14 protein-coding genes and 1 tRNA gene are annotated in these 16,995 nt (G+C 69.3%); 6 read left to right on the forward strand and 9 right to left on the reverse strand.

Annotation, left to right across the window (positions count from 1 at the left end; all coding sequences use genetic code 11):
- Window positions 1-10 precede the first annotated feature (10 nt).
- On the reverse strand, window positions 11-2,200 hold the full coding sequence (locus C4T42_RS19420; protein ID WP_181049186.1) for an FUSC family protein: 2,190 nt from the start codon (window positions 2,198-2,200) through the stop codon (window positions 11-13).
- A 235-nt stretch (window positions 2,201-2,435) separates the two neighbouring features.
- Here C4T42_RS19420 and C4T42_RS19425 point away from each other — a divergent pair.
- From C4T42_RS19425 to C4T42_RS31525, 3 genes are all read left to right on the forward strand, one after another.
- Window positions 2,436-2,512: transfer RNA gene (locus C4T42_RS19425), tRNA-Arg, on the forward strand.
- Between the two features lie 864 nt (window positions 2,513-3,376).
- Window positions 3,377-4,615, forward strand: a complete 1,239-nt coding sequence (locus C4T42_RS19430) for a hypothetical protein (protein ID WP_146074009.1) — start codon at window positions 3,377-3,379, stop codon at window positions 4,613-4,615.
- Window positions 4,616-5,140 (forward strand): hypothetical protein, encoded by a 525-nt coding sequence (locus tag C4T42_RS31525; RefSeq protein WP_146074010.1) that lies wholly within the window; start codon window positions 4,616-4,618, stop codon window positions 5,138-5,140.
- 266 nt (window positions 5,141-5,406) lie between these two features.
- Here C4T42_RS31525 and C4T42_RS19435 read toward each other — a convergent pair whose 3' ends face one another.
- From C4T42_RS19435 to C4T42_RS19460, 6 genes are all read right to left on the reverse strand, one after another.
- A complete protein-coding gene (locus C4T42_RS19435; RefSeq protein WP_103985649.1) occupies window positions 5,407-6,735 on the reverse strand; it encodes an LLM class flavin-dependent oxidoreductase in 1,329 nt (442 codons plus the stop codon).
- The gene (locus C4T42_RS19440; protein ID WP_103985650.1) at window positions 6,732-8,069 is read right to left on the reverse strand and encodes an MmgE/PrpD family protein; all 1,338 of its coding nucleotides are present in this window, start codon (window positions 8,067-8,069) and stop codon (window positions 6,732-6,734) included. Before C4T42_RS19440 ends, C4T42_RS19435 begins: the two co-directional genes overlap by 4 nt.
- On the reverse strand, window positions 8,069-8,863 hold the full coding sequence (locus tag C4T42_RS19445) for an amino acid ABC transporter ATP-binding protein (protein ID WP_181049187.1): 795 nt from the start codon (window positions 8,861-8,863) through the stop codon (window positions 8,069-8,071). Before C4T42_RS19445 ends, C4T42_RS19440 begins: the two co-directional genes overlap by 1 nt.
- Window positions 8,864-8,890: 27 nt before the next feature.
- Window positions 8,891-9,646, reverse strand: coding sequence for an amino acid ABC transporter permease (locus tag C4T42_RS19450; protein WP_244603238.1), 756 nt, complete (start codon window positions 9,644-9,646; stop codon window positions 8,891-8,893).
- Between the two features lie 17 nt (window positions 9,647-9,663).
- Window positions 9,664-10,407 (reverse strand): amino acid ABC transporter permease, encoded by a 744-nt coding sequence (locus C4T42_RS19455; protein WP_103985653.1) that lies wholly within the window; start codon window positions 10,405-10,407, stop codon window positions 9,664-9,666.
- Window positions 10,408-10,474: 67 nt separating this feature from the next.
- Window positions 10,475-11,335 carry a transporter substrate-binding domain-containing protein gene (locus C4T42_RS19460; RefSeq protein ID WP_103985654.1) on the reverse strand — a complete coding sequence of 287 codons (861 nt, stop codon included), beginning with the start codon at window positions 11,333-11,335 and terminating at the stop codon, window positions 10,475-10,477.
- 304 nt (window positions 11,336-11,639) lie between these two features.
- Between C4T42_RS19460 and C4T42_RS19465 the strand changes: the two genes are divergently transcribed.
- The 3 genes from C4T42_RS19465 to C4T42_RS19475 are packed head-to-tail and all read left to right on the forward strand — an operon-like array spanning window position 11,640 to window position 14,427.
- Window positions 11,640-12,674, forward strand: coding sequence for an ABC transporter substrate-binding protein (locus C4T42_RS19465; RefSeq protein ID WP_103985655.1), 1,035 nt, complete (start codon window positions 11,640-11,642; stop codon window positions 12,672-12,674).
- An 8-nt stretch (window positions 12,675-12,682) separates the two neighbouring features.
- On the forward strand, window positions 12,683-13,543 hold the full coding sequence (locus C4T42_RS19470; protein WP_244603230.1) for an ABC transporter ATP-binding protein: 861 nt from the start codon (window positions 12,683-12,685) through the stop codon (window positions 13,541-13,543).
- Window positions 13,540-14,427, forward strand: coding sequence for an ABC transporter permease (locus C4T42_RS19475; protein WP_181049188.1), 888 nt, complete (start codon window positions 13,540-13,542; stop codon window positions 14,425-14,427). The genes C4T42_RS19470 and C4T42_RS19475 overlap by 4 nt, the downstream gene beginning before the upstream one ends.
- Before the next feature lie 18 nt (window positions 14,428-14,445).
- On the opposite strand, the gene C4T42_RS19480 is transcribed toward C4T42_RS19475, so the two are convergent.
- On the reverse strand, window positions 14,446-16,098 hold the full coding sequence (locus tag C4T42_RS19480; RefSeq protein ID WP_103985658.1) for an ABC transporter ATP-binding protein: 1,653 nt from the start codon (window positions 16,096-16,098) through the stop codon (window positions 14,446-14,448).
- Window positions 16,095-16,859 carry an ABC transporter permease gene (locus C4T42_RS19485; protein ID WP_210202149.1) on the reverse strand — a complete coding sequence of 255 codons (765 nt, stop codon included), beginning with the start codon at window positions 16,857-16,859 and terminating at the stop codon, window positions 16,095-16,097. The genes C4T42_RS19480 and C4T42_RS19485 overlap by 4 nt, the downstream gene beginning before the upstream one ends.
- Window positions 16,860-16,995: the final 136 nt, after the last annotated feature.

The following is a 16,995-nucleotide window of genomic DNA, read 5'->3' on the forward strand; positions in this document are numbered from 1 at the left end:
GGGCCGTCCGTCAGGACGGCAGGACGGGCTGACCGGCCCGCGCCGCGGTCCCGTTGCTCGAAGCCGGGGCTCCGCCATCCGCAACCGTCGCGGCCCGGATCTCCCCGGGCCGCAGGGTTCCCACCAGAAGATCGACCTGGCTGACGAGGCGCACGAGCGACTGTCCGCGATCCAGCGCCGGCCGCTCGGGCACGGGCCTGTCCGCGCCCAGGGCCGCCAGGGTCGCGGTGATCCAGGCCCGCCAGGGCTCCGCCTCGGGGGCGGCCGCCTCCGGGGCGTGCCGCAGGACGATCAGCCGGGCGCTGATCCGGCGCAGAGTCGCGTCGGCCACCAGGGCGGATTCCACCTCCGGGTGGCTGCCGGCCCGGGGCTGCTGCAGGGCGCGGGACAGCGCCGCCTCCAGATCGTTGAGGGCGAGTCCGGCCTCGCGGCTCTGCGCCGCGATCGCGGCCTCGCGGCCCTCGCCGGGCGGCGCGCGGAGCACCGCCTCGGCGAGCCCGGCCTGGGCCTTCAGCGCTCGGCGCAGCTCCTGCCGGACCTGATCGGGCTCCCAGATCGGCCAGAGCACCAGGCAGCTCGCCACCGCGATCACGCCGCCCAGCACCGTGAAGCCGCCCCGCATGGCGACGATCTCCCAGGAGCTGTGGCCGGGCTCCAGCAATTCGACGAGCAGCACCACGAGGGGCGTCAGGCAGGTGACGAAGAACCCGTACGAGATCTGGCGCGCCGCGAAGCCGACGATGCTGAGCACGAGGATGAGCCCGGCCTCCGCCAGCGGGCTCGTGGCGTAGTAGGCGAGCACGGCCCCCACGAGGCCGCCCAGCACCGTGCCGCCGATCCGCTCCAGGGCCCGCTGCCACGTCGCCGCGTAGAAGGGCTGCATGGTGAGCACCACGGTCATCACCAGCCAGTGCGTGAAGGCGCCCGCGTAGGTCAGGGTGGCGGCGAGCGCCGGCGCCGCGACCGCGCTCGCCCGCAGGGCGTGCCGCAGGTTGGGCGAGGCCAGGGTGAAGTTCTGCGCCAGCGGCCCGACGTAGCGGGTCCAGCGGTCGAGGCTGCCGCCCTCCGTGATCGTGCCACCGGGCCGGTAGCCCTCCGGCGTCGACAGCTTGGCGCCGAGCCGCACGCGCCCGGCGATCCGGTCGGCGAGACGGGCCAGGGTCGGGTCCTCCGACAGGCCGTCGGCCACCCGGACGATGGAGTGCTCCAGGCGGCCGAGGTCGAGGTTGACGTCGTCGCGGATCGCCCGGGCGATGGTCACCAGCAGGGGGCGCAGGCGCCGCAGGAAGACCTTGGCGAGCGCCCGGCGGCGCGCGTCGGGCCGGCTGTCGATCAACTCGCCCACGGCGATCAGCGCGGCGAAGATCTGCTCGGCGCTCTCCAGGCGCAGCAGGGCCTGGGCGGTGCGGTCCGAGACCCGCTCGCGGGAGCGGGCGAGGTCGAGGATCATGGTCCGCGCGGTCTCGATGCTCGCCCGCACGCCGCGGCGGTGGCCCCGCGCGTGGCCGTCGAAGGCGGCCGTGTCGGGCTCCGGCAGGGCGACGAGCCGCTCGAGGTCGCCGCAGAGCCGGGCGAGATTGTGCCAGACCTCCGCCACCGCCCGGTGGGCCGGTCGGTACGGGTGCAGCCGCCAGATGACCAGGGCCAGGAAGGTCGCCCAGAGACCGCCGGCCGCGAACATCGCCGCGGTGACGGCCGCCTGCGCGACGTCGAGCGGCCGGTCGAGAGCGATGCACAGCACCACCACGAGCACGTTGCCGGCCGACTGGGCCTGCACGCTCCAGACGCGCGCGTACGAGCAGGCGAAGATCAGCGCGCAGGCGACCGGGACGACCACCGGCAGGCCGAGGGGCTGGATCAGGCCGAGGCCGGCCCAGAGCAGGCCGCCGAGGAACGAGAAGGCGGTGAGGACGCGCAGGCGCGCCCGCATCGGGCCGCCGTTGTCGCAGAAGCAGGCGAGGTTGGCGGCGAGCGCCATGGTCAGCAGCGGCGACCACTGGATCCAGATGTTGAGGAGGATGACGACGCCGAACGCGAAGGCGGCGCGCACGCCCTCCACGAGCCGCACGTTCCGGAGGTCGAGGCCCGTGGGCAGGCGCCGCAGATCGCCGCCCGGCCGGCTCAGGCTGCCCCGGCCGGCGGCGAGGCGGCGGCGCCGGACATGTCCGGAGGGCGAGGCTGTGGGACTCGGCGCGGTCAAGCTCGGTCTCCCGACGGGGGCGCGGCGCCCCGGCATGAACCGCGCTCCGGCCTGACCGGATCCGCGGCGGCGCGCAACCCCGGCCCGCTCCCGGCGCCGGATCGCTAAGGCGCGTCCGGCGCATCGCCGCGGGGCAGTCTCTCCATCCTCGGCCCGATCCGGGACGCCGCGCCGGTCCTCGCCCCGCGCGCTTGACCCTCGGGCGAGCCCGTGGCTTCTGGGGCCGCCTGGCCCCGACTCCGTAGCTCAGCTGGATAGAGCAGCCGCCTTCTAAGCGGCAGGTCGTAGGTTCGAGCCCTACCGGGGTCGCCAGGAATTTACTCGCCATGTCAATGACTTGGCTTTGCCTGAACCAGCTGATAGGCAGCTGAGATCTGGGTTGGAAGGGGAACAAACCGTTCCGATAAGGACGCTTCGGGACCAAAAGTCCCGAAGAAACTCCCGAAGCAGTTTTGGTTTTGTTCCCACAATCTGCACGGTGGCGCCGTCCCGGCACCTTCCGCTAGATGCTCGACGATCGCTGTGGTCCGCCCCGAGCCGGCAGTTCGGCCGCCCTGCCGTTTGTCATTAACGGCGATCACCGGGCTGACCGAGCTCGCTTTCAATCGACGCCGACTCGAGTTCAGGTTCCTTCCCACCGATCCTGACGGATCCTCTCCACAGTTCTTTGCGCTCAGGCCGTCGCGTGGGTGCGCGGAAGCTCGTCTGCAAGACCTTCATCGTGAGCAAGTGGGCGCCCCACCGTCCCCCGACACTAAGACCCCAATCCTGTCCGTGCCTCGCGCGCTGCTCGGCAAGAACACGCTCGCGAGTTTCTGCATAGTGCCGCTTCACATGGGCACTCCAGCGCGCTTGGTGCAACTCACGCTCAAATGTGGGTCGGACCGGCAGCTGCGGCAGCTGCGCCTCTCGCCGCAGACTATTACGTACCCAGACCGAAGCCAGGATTGCAGCAGCATCTACTTGCGTAGTCTCATGAGATTTCTCAGACATAAATTCACACTACAGCAACCTCATCCATGGGGCAGCTACCGTCCCGATAATCAGTCTTGATGCCGGCAGGTGTCATCCGCGGAGATAGTTACACGCGGTGCGCCTTGTGTTATGATCGTGGCGCTTTCGAAACGGGTGACGCGTGGGCTCGCGTGACCACGGCGATGCTCCTGGAGCTCGCCCTTGGCCTTGCGCTTAAACGATCCTGTCAATGTAAACGATCCCGAGGCCACCCGTGCGCCCGCGCCCATTATCGGCTGGGCTCTCGATCCGCTGATGCGACTCGATCAGGCCGGCGCTCGCGGACTTATCTCGGACCTTGCCGTCGCTGGACCGCTGACCCGGCAAGGCGCGTTCATCCTGGCCGCCGCGATCTTGGAGCGTGGCGAAGCAGCGATCGACGCCCTGATTGCCCCCTTTGCTCTTGTCGAGACCGGAGCTGATGCGGCAGGTGTCGTACTGCGTCTCCAGCGGACCCGCGAGGTGATCGCGGCCGTCTACGGTGTCCGGCCCACCATGGTGCCCGGCGGCTATCTGCGCGCCCTCCAACGCGTCCAGGAGGCGCGCTCGATCGCCCCTGGCCTCGATCCCCTTGCTGAACCGAGCGCCTACAAGCGCTTGTACGAGATCATGTCGTCCCAGAAGCACAGCCCGGCCGCTCATGGCCTTCGATACTGCGGGCCGCTCCGCGCGATGCACGTGCGCGCGGTGGACGAACTCCATCCATTGCTGGTCGTTCCGGAAGTGCTGCGCACCATGTACGGGACCGACAAGATCCGGCAGGCCAACAACCTGTTGGCGCTGTTACAGCGGTGCGTGACGACCCTCGACGAGGCCGCCCTGACGACGGCCCTGCGTCAGTCCCTAGGCCACGGTGACGCACTCGGCCGGCTCGGCCGGCGCATTCTGGAGCGGGCCGATCGCCTGCCCGTTCCCGACTTTCCTCATCTCGACGGCCTCCGCATCCTGACGACGGCCGACGAGATCCGTGCCTTCGGTACCGAGATGTCGAACTGCGCCGGCCAGTACGTCTGCGAGGTCGCCCTGGGCACCAAGCTTCTCGGCGCCTACACGCATGTCGATAAGTCGGGCGAAACCATCCCTTTGGCGATCGTGCTCACGCCGATGGTCGGCGGCGCTTGGGAGGTCGAGCAGATCCTGGGTCACGGCAACGAGCTCGTTCCCCGACTCGTGCTGAGGTTGGTTCTGCAGCGGCTGATGTCGATTGGCATCCAGGTCTCCGGTCCCACACCGAGCAGCACCTACGATCGGGATGTCGCCGAGCTGCTCGGCCTCCACCGTTTTCACCGCTCTTGCGAGTCGCTGCGCGAGGCGGTGGCCGGGGACGACGATGACGATCCGCCCGATCCGGCACAGGATGGCGTCGTGGTGGCGCTGCGGCGGGCGGCGGAGTTCGCCTGAGTGGCCGCTCTGACCACCGTCGAGCGGAGTCTGGCATCTCACCTGGACGAGGTTGGACTGCGCCTTGTCGTAGGCATCGGCGCGGCAGCCATTCTCGCCGTTTGCCCCGTTTGGATTGCACTGGCGCTGGGCTGGGCTGGCCTGATCCGCTACGCGCCACGAGCGATCAGGATCGCTCGTGAACACGACGAGCTACGTGAAGTCTGTCACGCGGCAAAGGCTGCTGCTGCTGAGGCCGGAACTGGCCTAGACGAGGCTTGCCAGCGCATTGCCGAGCTTGAGCGAGAGTTGGCCAAGGCGCGGGCCGCAGTTCGGCCGGCGCAGGTGCCAGATCCGACCTATCACCGCGTCGGACTACACTCGGACAGCCCCGATTTCCTCATCGAGGCGGCGCGCCGGGCCTTCCGCTCGCAGTTACATCCGGACCGGCACCCGCCTCGACATCGGCAGCAGGCCCACGAACGGTTCGTCAGGGCCGAGGCCACGTTCGATACCATCTACAGAGAGCGCGGCCTAAACGGATAAGGGCAGGGCTCTACCGGGACCGCTGGTCAGGGTGCCGCCCGCAAACGGGTGAGCTGTGGGTGCACCCAGCTCGGACGGCTGCATAGGGTGGGCAGAGGAAGTTGGGTCGACGGCCGGAAGCGGACCTTCGGCTTTGCGCCCGTTGCAGCCGCTCAGGTGTATCCAGCGGCTTCCCGAAAGCAGAAGTCAGCGAAGCGCCCAGGTCTGGCCGGATTCGCCGTGCGTGCGAGGCCGGAGCATGCGAGATCTCTGCGCACGGATGCAGATCAAGACACAGAACCCGGCGCCATGGGCCTCGGACGCTCCAGGCCGAGATGCGCGCGCAGGGTTGTGCCCGAATACTCTGTCCGGAACAGGCCACGCTCCTGTAGCAGCGGCACGACCTCGCGCACGAAGTCGCTGAGGCCATCGGGGAAAAAGGGCGGCATGACGTTGAAGCCGTCCGCCGCCCCCCCCTCGAACCAGGCCTGCATGCGGTCGGCCACATCCACGGCCGTTCCGATGATCATGTGGTGCCCGCGCCCCGCTGCCACCCGCAGGGCGAGCTGCCGGATGGTCAGGCCCTCCCGGCGCGCCAAGGCGGTGAGGAGCTCGGCCCGGCTACGGAGCTGGTCCGAGACCGGCAGATCGGGCAGGGGCCCGTCGAGGTCGTAAGACGCGAGCGAGTGGCCCACACGCTCCTCCAGGAGCGGCATCGCGCTGGCGATGGGTGTCCACTGATCGAGCTCGATCAGCTTCGCGCTCGCCTCAGCCAGCGTGCGGCCGATCACCGGCAGGAAGCCCGGCATCACCGCGACGGTCGACGGGTCGCGCCCGAGGCCGGCGACCCGCTGTTTGAGGCTCGCGTAGAAGCTCTGCGCCTCCGCGATATCCTGCTGAGCGGTGAACACCACGTCGGCGCGCCGCGCCGCGAGGTCCTGCCCGGGCCCCGACGAGCCGGCCTGGATCAAAATCGGATGCCCCTGCGGCGAGCGGGGGATGTTGAGCGGTCCTTTCACCCGGAAATAGCGGCCCGCATGGTCGAGCACCCGCAACTTGGCCGGGTCGGCATAGACCCCGCGGGCCTTGTCCTTGACGAAGGCGTCGTCGTCCCAGCTGTCCCAGAGACCGCAGACCACGTCCACGAACTCCTCGGCCACCGCGTAGCGCTCGTCGTGCGCCGGGTGCTCCTTCGAGAAGTTGTTGGCGGTGCGGGCGTAGGATGTGGTGACGATGTTCCAGGCCGCCCGGCCGCCGCTGAGGTGATCGAGCGACGCGAAGGCGCGGGCGACGTGATAGGGCTCGCCGTAGGTGGTCGAGGCGGTCGCCGCGAGGCCGATCCGCTCCGTCACCATGGCGAGCGCGCTGAGCAGCGTCAGCGGCTCGAACCGGGCGATCATGGACGGGTGGGCGTCGACCGCGCTGGTGAGTCCGTCCGCCAGGAAGACCATGTCGAACTTGGCGGCCTCGGCTATCTGGGTGACCCGGCGCAGGAGGTCGAAATTTTCGCTGCCCGCCTCGGCGCTCGGGTGGCGCCAGCCCGAGACGTGGTGGCCTGCCCCCTGGAGGAACAGGCCGAGATGCATCTGGCGCGGCGACTGGGCTTGCGTGGTCATTGGTGGCTCAGAGGCTCGGTGAGAAGGTCGAGGAGGCGCGCGAGGTCGCTGGGCGTGCGCATTGTCCGCACGAGGCCTGGCACCGCCTGCAGGGCATCGCAGCTGGCCGTGGCGTCCCGGAACTTGGGATCGGCATCGTCCAGGCCGGGCAGGCCGTCGATGCGCCGTTCAGCGGTACAGCCCTGCGCGTTGGCGATCTCCACCACCACGAACCGCGTCCCCGGATCGGCGGAGAGGCGTGGCGCGGACGTGTCGTGCCGGCGCTCGACGCGCTCGGCAATCGCCATCAGGTCGGGGCGGACCGGCCTCTCGTCAAAGTGGTCGAGGCTCACGACGCCGTCCACCAGGGCGGCGGCCAGGATATATTCGGGGCTGAAGCGCGCTTCGATCCCGGTACGTGGCGACCGGACCACAAGGGCGGCGTCGCCCCCCGGCGGGAAGGTAATCGTCGCCCGCGTAAGATCCCGGACCCCTTCGCAGTGGAAGGCGAGGCCAGCCACGGCCACCGGATGGGCCGCCGTGCAGCAGGGGAAGGCCTTGAGCGTCAGACCCGGGCAGAGGATCTGCCAGGGCGCCCCCCAGCCGTCGAGCACGCGCTCGGGCTGCGCCTCGCCGAAGCCGTACGCCGCGAAGAAGCCGTTCACGCCGTCGAGGCTCTCGGGGGCGCCGGACAGGCCAGCCTCGGCGAGCTGGGCGGCGAGGAGGCCGCTGCGGGCGGCGAGCCCGGCGTGGAGGGGCTTGGCGTCGAACCCGAACTGAAGCCGCAGCCCCGCCGCCTGCGTGGCCCCGAGACCCAGGGCGACCGCGACGGTCGCGGCCGGGAGCCCGCGCAGATGCGCGATGGCGGCGGCCGCGCCGAAGGGGCCCAGTGTCGCGGTGGCGTGGAAGCCGCGCTCGTAATGGGCCGGACCGACGGCGCGGCCGAGATGCGCCATCGTCTCTAGGCCGACCAGGTAGGCGGCGAGGAAAGCCTCGGCGGAGGGGAGCGCCTCCGGATCGAGGGCCGCCAGCAGCGCCGGCACGATCACCGTGGTGGGGTGCCCGCGCACGCTCGCGTGGACGTCGTCGTAGTCGAGCACGTGCCCGGCATAGCCGTTGAGGAGGGCGGCGAGCTGCGGCTCCGCGGGTTGAAGGGAGCCGATCACCGGTGATCGGCCCGGTGCGTCGCCCAGGGCGGCCCGCAGGGTCGCGACAGTGCGATCCCGGCTGCCGGCGAACGCGCAGGCGAGAAAGTCCACAAGGGCGAGGCGTGCCGCGGCCATCGCGGCCGCATCCGCGTCCGGGCGGGCCGCCACGATGTATTCCGCCAGCGCGGCGGTGAGCGAAGCCGGCATCAGATGCCCTCCCGGTCCTGCACCGCGTCCCGGTATCCCTGGAAGCCGCCGATGAACTGGCGGATGCGCGGGTTGTCGGATCTGTAGAACAACTCGGCGGGCGGCGCCTGCGCGACGATGCGGCCGTTCTCAGTGAAGGCGATCGTGTCGCTGATCTCCTCGGCGAAGCGCATCTCGTGGGTGACCAGGATGCTGGTCAGCCCCTCGCGCACCAGTTCACGGATCACCGCCAGCACCTCGCCGACCATCTCGGGATCGAGGGCCGAGGTGACCTCGTCAAACAGGACGAGGTCTGGCCGCATGGCCAGCGCCCGGGCGATGGCGACGCGCTGCTGCTGGCCGCCCGAAAGTTCGCCCGGATAGGCCGCCACTTTGTCGGCGAGGCGAACCCGGGCGAGGAGGTCCCGGGCATGGCTCTCCGCCTCGGCCCGCGGCACCTTCAGGATCCGGACCGGCGCGAGGGTGATATTCTCCAGCACGGTAAGGTGCGGGAACAGGTTGTACTGCTGGAAAACCACGCCAATGCGCTTGCGCACGGCGATCCGCTCGGCCTCGGTCCGCAGGGCGTCGACCCGCATGCCCGCCACGGTGATCCGGCCCGCCTGCGGCTGCGCGAGCCCGTTAATGCAGCGCAAGATGGTGGACTTGCCGGAGCCGGACGGGCCAATAATCGAGACCGCGTCACCCTTCGCCACGGTGAGGTCGATGCCCTTGAGCACCTCGACCGCCCCGAACGACAGGTGGACGTCTTGGAGATCCACGAGGATCGGCCGGTTTGTGGGGTCCTGAGCCATGAAGTCCTGGGCCATAGGCCTTCGCTGTCAGCGGGGGGCGAGGCGGCGTTCGAGCCGCCGCGTCAGGCGCGAGATCGGGTAGCAGAACAGGAAGAAGGCCAGCAGCACTGTCAGGTAGATCGCGACGGTGAAGTCGTCGCGCCGCACGGCGGTGCTGGCGTCGGTCGCGGCGTGGAGCAGCTCGTGGACGCCGACCAGGGAGGCTAGCGCCGTGCTCATGGTAATCGACGCGTACAGGTTCATCCAGGGCGGCAGCGCCCGGCGCAGGCACTGAGGCAGAATGATCCAGCGCAGGGTCTGCCCCCGCGACAGACCGATGCCCTTGGCGGCGTCCCACTGGGTCGTCGGGACCGACAGGATCGCGCCGCGCACGATCTCGGCCACGTAGGCGGCCGCCGGGATGGCGAGCCCGAGCACCGCTTTGAGCCAGTCGGGGAACGGCAGGTAGTTGCCGGCGACCACGACCTCGAAAGGGAAGATGTAGGTGGTGGCGAAGATCAGCACGAGGTGGGGCGCGTTGCGGAAGACCTGCACGTAGGCCACGGCCGGGGCGCGCACCAGCCGCGTGGCGGAGAGCTCCATGGCACCGAGGACGCCCCCGCCCAGCGTGCCCAGCACCATGGCGAGCACGCTGATTACGACGTTCATGACGAAGCCCGAGGCGAGGTAGGGCAGCCAGTCCAGCAGATCGCGGGTGAGCCGCGCGTCGAGGAGCCACCAGAGCAGGCCCGCCCCACTGGCCGCGGCGAGCCATGGCCAGGAGGTGCGCAGGGCGCCGCGGATCGGGAGCGCGGCGGCGCTCACAGGCCGTATCCCGGCACGGCGAGGCGACGCTCCACGAGACGACCGATCCGCGACACGGTCAGGTTGATGAGCCCGAAGAACAGCAGGATCACGATCATCAGCTCGAGGACGTTATCGCGCTGCGTCCAGATCATGATCGACGCGTAGGTCACCTCGTTGACGGCGATCGCCGAGCCGATGGTGGTCAGTTTCACGAGGTTGACGAGGTTGTTGACCAGCGCCGGCAGGGCCGTGCGCAGAGCGAGCGGGAGCGTCACGTAGCGCAGGATCTCCAGGCCCGAGAAGCCGGTCGCCTGGGCGGCCTCGACGAGCGACGCCGGCACGGCCTCGATCCCGCCGCGCAGGGCCTCCGCATGGAAGGCCGCGACGTGCAGGCCCGTCACCGCCACCACCCAGAAGACGGGGGTGAACGGGTTGTGCGCCGCGCCGCCGAGCGCCCGGGACAGGAGCATGTTGAGGGCGAAGAACGCGAACATGAGCTGGACCAGCGTTGGCGTGTTGCGCGTCAGCTCCACGTAGGCCCGCACCGGCGCGGCAAGCCAGGGGCGGCCGGAGGTCAGCGCCGCCGCGAAGGCGGTCCCGGCCATGAGGCTTAGCGGGATCGCCAGAGCAACGAGGAGCAGCGTCATGCCCATGCCGGCCAGCCAGGACCGGACCTCGCTGCCGCTCAGCAGGAAGTCGTAGTGCAGGCCCACGGTCGCCGCGAGGGCGATGAAGCGCTGCACGGCCGCGTCGATCATGCCGCCTGTCCTGCCGCCCGTGCCGCCCGTGCCGCCCGTGCCGCCCGTGCCGCCGGCCGCGGCCGGATCACGGCTTGGCCTGCCCGGCGAACTTGCGCTGCTCCTCCACCAGGAAGGTAGGGTCGACCAGCCGGTTCGCCTTGGCCATGGCCAGCATGGCTCCCGAGCCGTGCAGGTCTCGCACCGCCGCGTCGAGAGCTGCGCTCGTGTCGCGCTCGCCCTTCCGCAGCCAGATTACGGAATCGGCCGGGTCCAGCTCGGTGGGGATGACGATGGCATAGTCCTTCCACTCGTCCGGGCGGTCGGCAAGCAGGAGCTTGAGCGTCGGCGCCACATGGACCGAAACGACGCAATTGCCGCCTTGGAGCGCCAGCATCGACTCGGGCTGGCTCGGAATGCCCTTCACTACGGCGCCGTAGGTGTCGGCGAGCGGCTGCGCATAGTTCGAGCCCTGCGAGATGCAGACCGGCTTGCCTTTGAGGTCCGACCAGTCGCGGATGCCGCTGTCCTTGCGGCCAAGCGCGGCGCCCCCGGCGCGGTCGTAGGGCGTTGCCACGTGGTCGAGGATCTTCGCGCGATCCTCCGTGTACTGCATGTTGGCGATCAAGATATCGACCTTGCCCTGTTGCAGGAACTGCACGCGGTTGGGAGGCGTCACGGTGACGAACTCGACCTTCACGCCGAGCTTCTCCGCCAGCGCCCGGGCGAGGTCGATGTTGAAGCCCCTCTCGGCGCGGGTCTGCGGGTCGATGTAGCCGAACGGCGCGCCCGACAGGATGATGCCGACCGTGAGCTTCTGCCGGCCCTTGATCCGGTCGAGGGTCGCGTCCGCGCGGGCCGTAGGCGCCGCGAGCACTCCGAGGATCGCCAGGGCGAGCACGCCGGGGCGGCCCTTCGACCAAAGTTTCAACGACGGGATGCGCGCCATGACGGCTCCGGTTCTCTGTGCAGGGCGAGCCCCTCCATAGGAGGCCTTGGGGTGCGCGGAAAGTCGCCCTCTGCACATAAGCCCGCTGGATCGTGACGACCCCCACTAGGCGTCGCCGGCGCAGCGCTTTCCATCGGGTGAGAATTCCATAGTCTAAGGAATTTGGAGCTGAAAAATCTATTTGAGCGCACCTGGGAAAAACAATGTTCTTGTTGACTGGTCCCTAATAAATAGTCAGATCTGCATCTCTTTTTCGTGATTAAGCCTGCATCTCCGCGACAGCACAGGCATTCTGGAGCCACACATGTCCAATCAGCGCTGGAGCCTGCGTGTGCGCTGGCGGTTTGCCCTCCTGGTCGGGAGTTTGGCGCTTGCCGGCATGACCTTGGGTCCCGCAGCGGCGGCGGAAGGCCGGCTGCGCATCGCCAAGCAATTCGGCGTCGTCTACCTGCTCCTGAACGTGATCGAGGATCAGAAGCTCGTCGAGAAGCACGGCAAGGACGCGGGCCTCGACATCGCAGTGGAGTACGTCCAGCTCTCCGGCGGCTCCGCCGTCAACGACGCGCTGCTCTCCGGCTCGGTCGATATCGGCGGGGCGGGCGTCGGGCCGCTCTTCACCCTGTGGGACCGCACCCGCGGGCGGCAGGGTGTGAAGGGCGTCGCCTCTTTGGGCAATTTTCCCTACTACCTCGTCAGCAACCGGCCAGAGGTGAAGACCATCGCGGACTTTACGGACGCCGACCGCATCGCCGTGCCGGCGGTCGGCGTGTCGGTGCAGTCGCGCATCCTGCAATGGGCCTCCGCCAAGCTCTGGGGCGACAAGGACTTCGCCAAGCTCGACAAGATCAGCGTCGCCGTCCCGCATCCCGAGGCGACGGCCGCGATCGTCAAGGGCGGGACCGAGGTCACCGGCCATTTCGCCAACCCGCCCTTCCAGGATCAGGAACTCGCCGAGAATCCGAACGCCCACATCGTCCTGAACTCCTACGACGTCCAGGGCGGGCCCTCCTCCTCGACCGTGCTGTACGCGACCGAGCGCTTCTACAAGGAGAGCCCCAAGACCTACGCGGCCTTCGTCGACGCCCTCGACGAGGCGGCCAAGTTCGTCACGGCCAACCCCGAGAAGGCGGCCGACATCTACATCAAGGCGACGAACAGCAAGCTCGATCGCGAGCTGCTCCTCAAGGTCATCAAGAACCCGCAGGTCAGCTTCAAGATCGAGCCGCAGAACACCCTCGGCCTCGGCCAGTTCATGCACCGGGTCGGCGCGATAAAGGCGGAGCCGAAGAGCCTGTCGGACTATTTCTTCGCCAGCCCGCGCACCGCCACCGGTAGCTAAGCAGGCGCATGACTCTGACAGAAACGAACTTCCGCGTCGTGCCTCCGGAGCCGGAGACGGCGACTTGGAGCGGCCCGGCCACGGCGTGTCCCACCTTGCCGGATCCGCTCCTGCGCATCGCGGGCGTCAGCCTCGAATACCGCACGCCGGCCCGGGTCGTGCGCGCCGCGCACCGCATCGACCTCGACGTCTATGAGGCCGACCGTTTCGTTCTGCTCGGCCCCTCGGGCTGCGGCAAGTCCACCCTGCTCAAGGCCGTGGCGGGGTTCATCCCGCCGGTGGAGGGCGAGATCACCCTCGACGGTGTGCCTGTGCGGGGGCCGGGGCCGGATCGCATCGTCGTGTTCCAGGAATTCGACCAGTTGCCGCCCTGGAAGACGGTGCTGCAGAACGTGGCGTTCCCGCTGCGCGCATCCCGTCGCCTCGGTCGACGCGAGGCCGTGGAGCGGGCGCGGCAGGCCATCGACAAGGTCGGCCTGACAACCTTCGCCAACAGCTACCCACACCAACTTTCCGGGGGCATGAAGCAGCGCGTGGCCATCGCCCGGGCGCTCGCCATGCAGCCCCGGGTGCTGCTGATGGACGAGCCCTTCGCGGCGCTCGACGCCCTCACCCGGCGCCGGATGCAGGAGGAACTGCTGGCCCTCTGGGACGAGGTCCGCTTCACCCTCCTGTTCGTGACCCACTCCATCGAGGAGGCCCTGGTCGTCGGGAACCGGGTGGCGCTGCTCTCTCCCCATCCGGGACGGGTGCGCAGCGAGATCAACAGCCACGCCTTCGACCTGACGAGCCTCGGCAGCCCCGATTTCCAGGCTGCCGCCCGGCGTCTCCACGAGCGCCTGTTCGAAGCCGACGGGAGCGCCACATGACTGCTTTCGCCATGACGGCACGGACGGTGCCGCCGATCCGCCCGGAGGTCGATCGAGTTCTGCCGCCCTTCGTGGATGCGCCTGTCACCCGCGCCCTGCCGATCGGCGTGCGCCTTTGGCAGCAGGGCTGGCTGCGCAAGGTTCTGATCCTCGCGATCCTGGCCGTGGCCTGGGAGGCGCTGGCGCGGTTCAAGGACAACGACCTCCTGCTGCCGGGCTTCACCGCGACCCTGTCGGCCCTGGCCGAGGGGCTGGCCGACGGCGAGTTGATCGAGCGCGTGCGCATCTCCCTAGCCGTGCTGGCGCAGGGCTACGCGATCGGCACCCTCCTCGCCTTCGGGCTGACGACGCTGGCAGTCTCTACCCAGTTCGGCCGCGACCTGCTCTCGACCCTGACAGCCATGTTCAACCCGCTCCCGGCCATCGCGCTGCTGCCGCTGGCCCTGCTCTGGTTCGGGCTCGGCAACGGGAGCCTCATCTTCGTGCTGGTCCACGCGGTCCTGTGGCCGCTGGCGCTCAACACCTTCGCCGGCTTCCAGGGCGTGCCCGAGACCCTGCGCATGGCGGGCCGGAATTACGGGCTGACCGGGCTCGCCTACGTCTGGCAGATCCTGATCCCGGCGGCGCTGCCGGCGATCCTGTCGGGTCTCAAGATCGGCTGGGCCTTCGCGTGGCGAACCCTGATCGCCGCCGAACTCGTGTTCGGTGCGGCCTCCGGCAAGGGCGGCCTTGGCTGGTACATCTACCAGAACCGCAACGAACTCTACACGGACCGGGTCTTCGCGGGCCTGCTCGTCGTGATCCTGATCGGTCTCTTCGTCGAGAACGTCGTCTTCGCCACCCTGGAGCGGGTGACGGTGCGTCGCTGGGGCGTCGTCCGCTGAGGCTACTCTCGCGGCCACTCAGGCCGCATTCCGATTTGGCAGGCTGGCACTCAGGCCCCCGCTTCCGAAAACATCGACGATGCTTCCCTGATCGGCGATCCGGCCCTCTTGGAAAACGAGCACCCGATCGGCGAGGTGCTGAATCACGCCCCAGTCGTGAGAGATGAACAACAGGGCGGTTCCAAGCTGGCTCTGGAGGTCGGCCAGCAGATCTAGGATCTGCGCCTGGATACAGATGTCGAGGGCCGACACTGGCTCGTCGCAGACGATCAGCGCGGGCTCGGCGGCCAGTGCCCGGGCGATCGCCACGCGTTGGCGCTGGCCGCCCGACAGCGCGCGCGGATGGCGATCGAGCAAGGCACCGTTCAGGCCCACTTGATCGAGGAGCGCCAGCAGGCGCGCGCGCCGATCCTTCGCGCCTGGGTGCGGGAGGTTCTCGGCCACGATGTCCTCGACGCGGTAGCGGGGATCGAAGCTGCTCAGCGGATCCTGCGGGATGTACTGGAGCCGCCGGCGCAGGGGTCGGCGTCGGGACTCGGGGATACCCGACCAGGGCTCTCCGAGCAGTCGCACTTCGCCCGCATCCGGCTCAAGCAGACCCAGAACGATCTTGGCGCAGGTGGATTTGCCGGAGCCCGAGGCGCCGATGATTCCGAGCACCTCGCCGGCTCGCACCGTGAAGCTGATCCCGTCCAGGGCGGTGAAGGCGCCGGTCTGGCCGGGCGCGGCGCGCTGCGCGTAGTGCTTTGCAATGTCGCGCACCTCAAGCACGGGGCGTGGCTCGACGGCCACGCGCGGCGGGAGCGGATCGCGCGTAATCGCGGACGTGTCGTGGCCGGGGGCGAGCCGCGCCGATGCCAAGCGCTCGCCCCGGGAGCCGAAGGAAGGGATCGCGGCGAGTAGCTGGCGGGTATAGGGATGCCGCGGCTGCGCCAGGACGTCTTGGATCGCGCCGGCATCGACGATACGGCCAGCCCGCATCACGACCACGCGGTGCGCGATCCGTGCCACGAGTGCGAGATCGTGGCTGATCAGAAGAAGGCCCGCGCCTTCCTGGACCCGGGCTGCCAGGACCGCGAGCACTTGTTCCTGGATGCCTGGATCGAGCGCCGTCGTCGGCTCGTCCGCGACGATCAGGTCTGGCTCGGCCGCGATGGCGGCGGCGATCAGCGCCCGTTGCCGGAGACCGCCGGAGAGCTGGTGGGCGAACTGCCGGGCCCGCTCGGACGGCCGCGGCATGCCGACCTTCGCAAGCGTCGCGTGGACGCGCTCCTCCAGAGCGACGCGGCCCGAGACCAGCCGGTGCTCGGTGAGCACCTCGCTAACCTCCTTGCCGATCGTCCGCAGGGGATCAAGCGACACCAGCGCATCCTGCATCACGAGGCCCGTAAAGGTGCCGCGCAGGTGCCGCCAATCGGCCGCACGGAAACTCCGCGCATCCCGGCCGCGGATCCGGAACTTTGCCGCCTCCACGCGAGCGCCGTCGCCAGCGAGGTTCAGGAGGCTGCGCGCCGTGACGCTCTTGCCCGAGCCGGACTCGCCGACCAAGGCAACGCATTCGCCCGGATGGACGGCGAGATCGATGCCCTGGACTACCGGCCCGTCGCCCTGGGCCGGGAAGCAGATCGAGAGGCCGCTGATGTCGACGAGCGGTTCGCGGGGATCAGTCATGCGAGGCGTCCCTCGAAGCGCTTCTGAAGTACGGCCCCGACGATGCTGAAGGCGATCACCGTCAGGGTCACGGCGAGCCCGGGGAAGACGCCAGGCCACCACGCCACGCGCAAGACGTCGCGGCTCTCGGCGAGCATCACGCCCCATTCCGGCGTCGGCGGCTGCGGCCCCAGGCCCAGGAAGCTCAGGCCCGACACGACCAGGATCGTATTGCCGATGTAGATGGTCGCGATCACCGGGACCGCGACCAGCACGTTCGGCAGGACGTGGCGCAGGAAGATCCGCGAGCGCCCGAGCCCGTAGATCGTCGCGTGGGTCACGTAGTCGGCGCCACGAACGAGCTGTGTCTGCGCGCGGACGACGCGGCCAAATTTCGGAATGCCGGCGATGCCGACGGCCAGCGCGATGTTGGCCATGCCCTGACCCAGGAAGGTGACGATCAGCATGGCCAGCAGCACACCCGGAAAGGATGAGAGCACGTCGAAGAGGCGCGACACCGCCTCGTCCAGCAGTCGGCTGCGCAGTCCGGCCAGGATGCCCAAGAGAACGCCAGCGGCAGCGCTGACCGCCATGCCGGCAAGCCCGATCAGCAGCGAGTAGCGAGTGCCGTAGAGGGTCCGGGCCAAGACGTCGCGCCCGAGGCGATCGGTGCCGAAGGGGTGGATCCAGCTCGGTGCCTGAAGGGTCTCGGTCACGTCGCCCGTGAGGGGATCGTAGCCGGTAAAAAGGCTTGGTCCCAACGCGACGACGGCCAGCAGCACGAGGAATCCTACCGCCAAGGCGAAGCGTGGCGGAAGACCAGATCCGGATCGGGTCGTATGCGGAGGTGCGGCCGACGCGCCGGGCGCATGTCCGATCAGTCCCTTGGTCGAGAGTGCCGCCGTGGAGGGGGCGGGA

It is taken from the genome of Methylobacterium sp. 190mf (assembly GCF_900107945.1).
Classification (GTDB): domain Bacteria; phylum Pseudomonadota; class Alphaproteobacteria; order Rhizobiales; family Beijerinckiaceae; genus Methylobacterium.

Excerpts from the sequence above, each read along its gene's own strand:
- C4T42_RS19435 (WP_103985649.1), bottom strand. The coding sequence starts at position 6,735 with ATGACCACGCAAGCCCAGTCGCCGCGCCAGATGCATCTCGGCCTGTTC.
- C4T42_RS19440 (WP_103985650.1), bottom strand. The coding sequence starts at position 8,069 with ATGCCGGCTTCGCTCACCGCCGCGCTGGCGGAATACATCGTGGCGGCC.
- C4T42_RS19445 (WP_181049187.1), bottom strand. The coding sequence starts at position 8,863 with ATGGCTCAGGACCCCACAAACCGGCCGATCCTCGTGGATCTCCAAGAC.
- C4T42_RS19455 (WP_103985653.1), bottom strand. The coding sequence starts at position 10,407 with ATGATCGACGCGGCCGTGCAGCGCTTCATCGCCCTCGCGGCGACCGTG.
- C4T42_RS19460 (WP_103985654.1), bottom strand. The coding sequence starts at position 11,335 with ATGGCGCGCATCCCGTCGTTGAAACTTTGGTCGAAGGGCCGCCCCGGC.
- C4T42_RS19465 (WP_103985655.1), top strand. The coding sequence starts at position 11,640 with ATGTCCAATCAGCGCTGGAGCCTGCGTGTGCGCTGGCGGTTTGCCCTC.
- C4T42_RS19470 (WP_244603230.1), top strand. The coding sequence starts at position 12,683 with ATGACTCTGACAGAAACGAACTTCCGCGTCGTGCCTCCGGAGCCGGAG.
- C4T42_RS19475 (WP_181049188.1), top strand. The coding sequence starts at position 13,540 with ATGACTGCTTTCGCCATGACGGCACGGACGGTGCCGCCGATCCGCCCG.
- C4T42_RS19480 (WP_103985658.1), bottom strand. The coding sequence starts at position 16,098 with ATGACTGATCCCCGCGAACCGCTCGTCGACATCAGCGGCCTCTCGATC.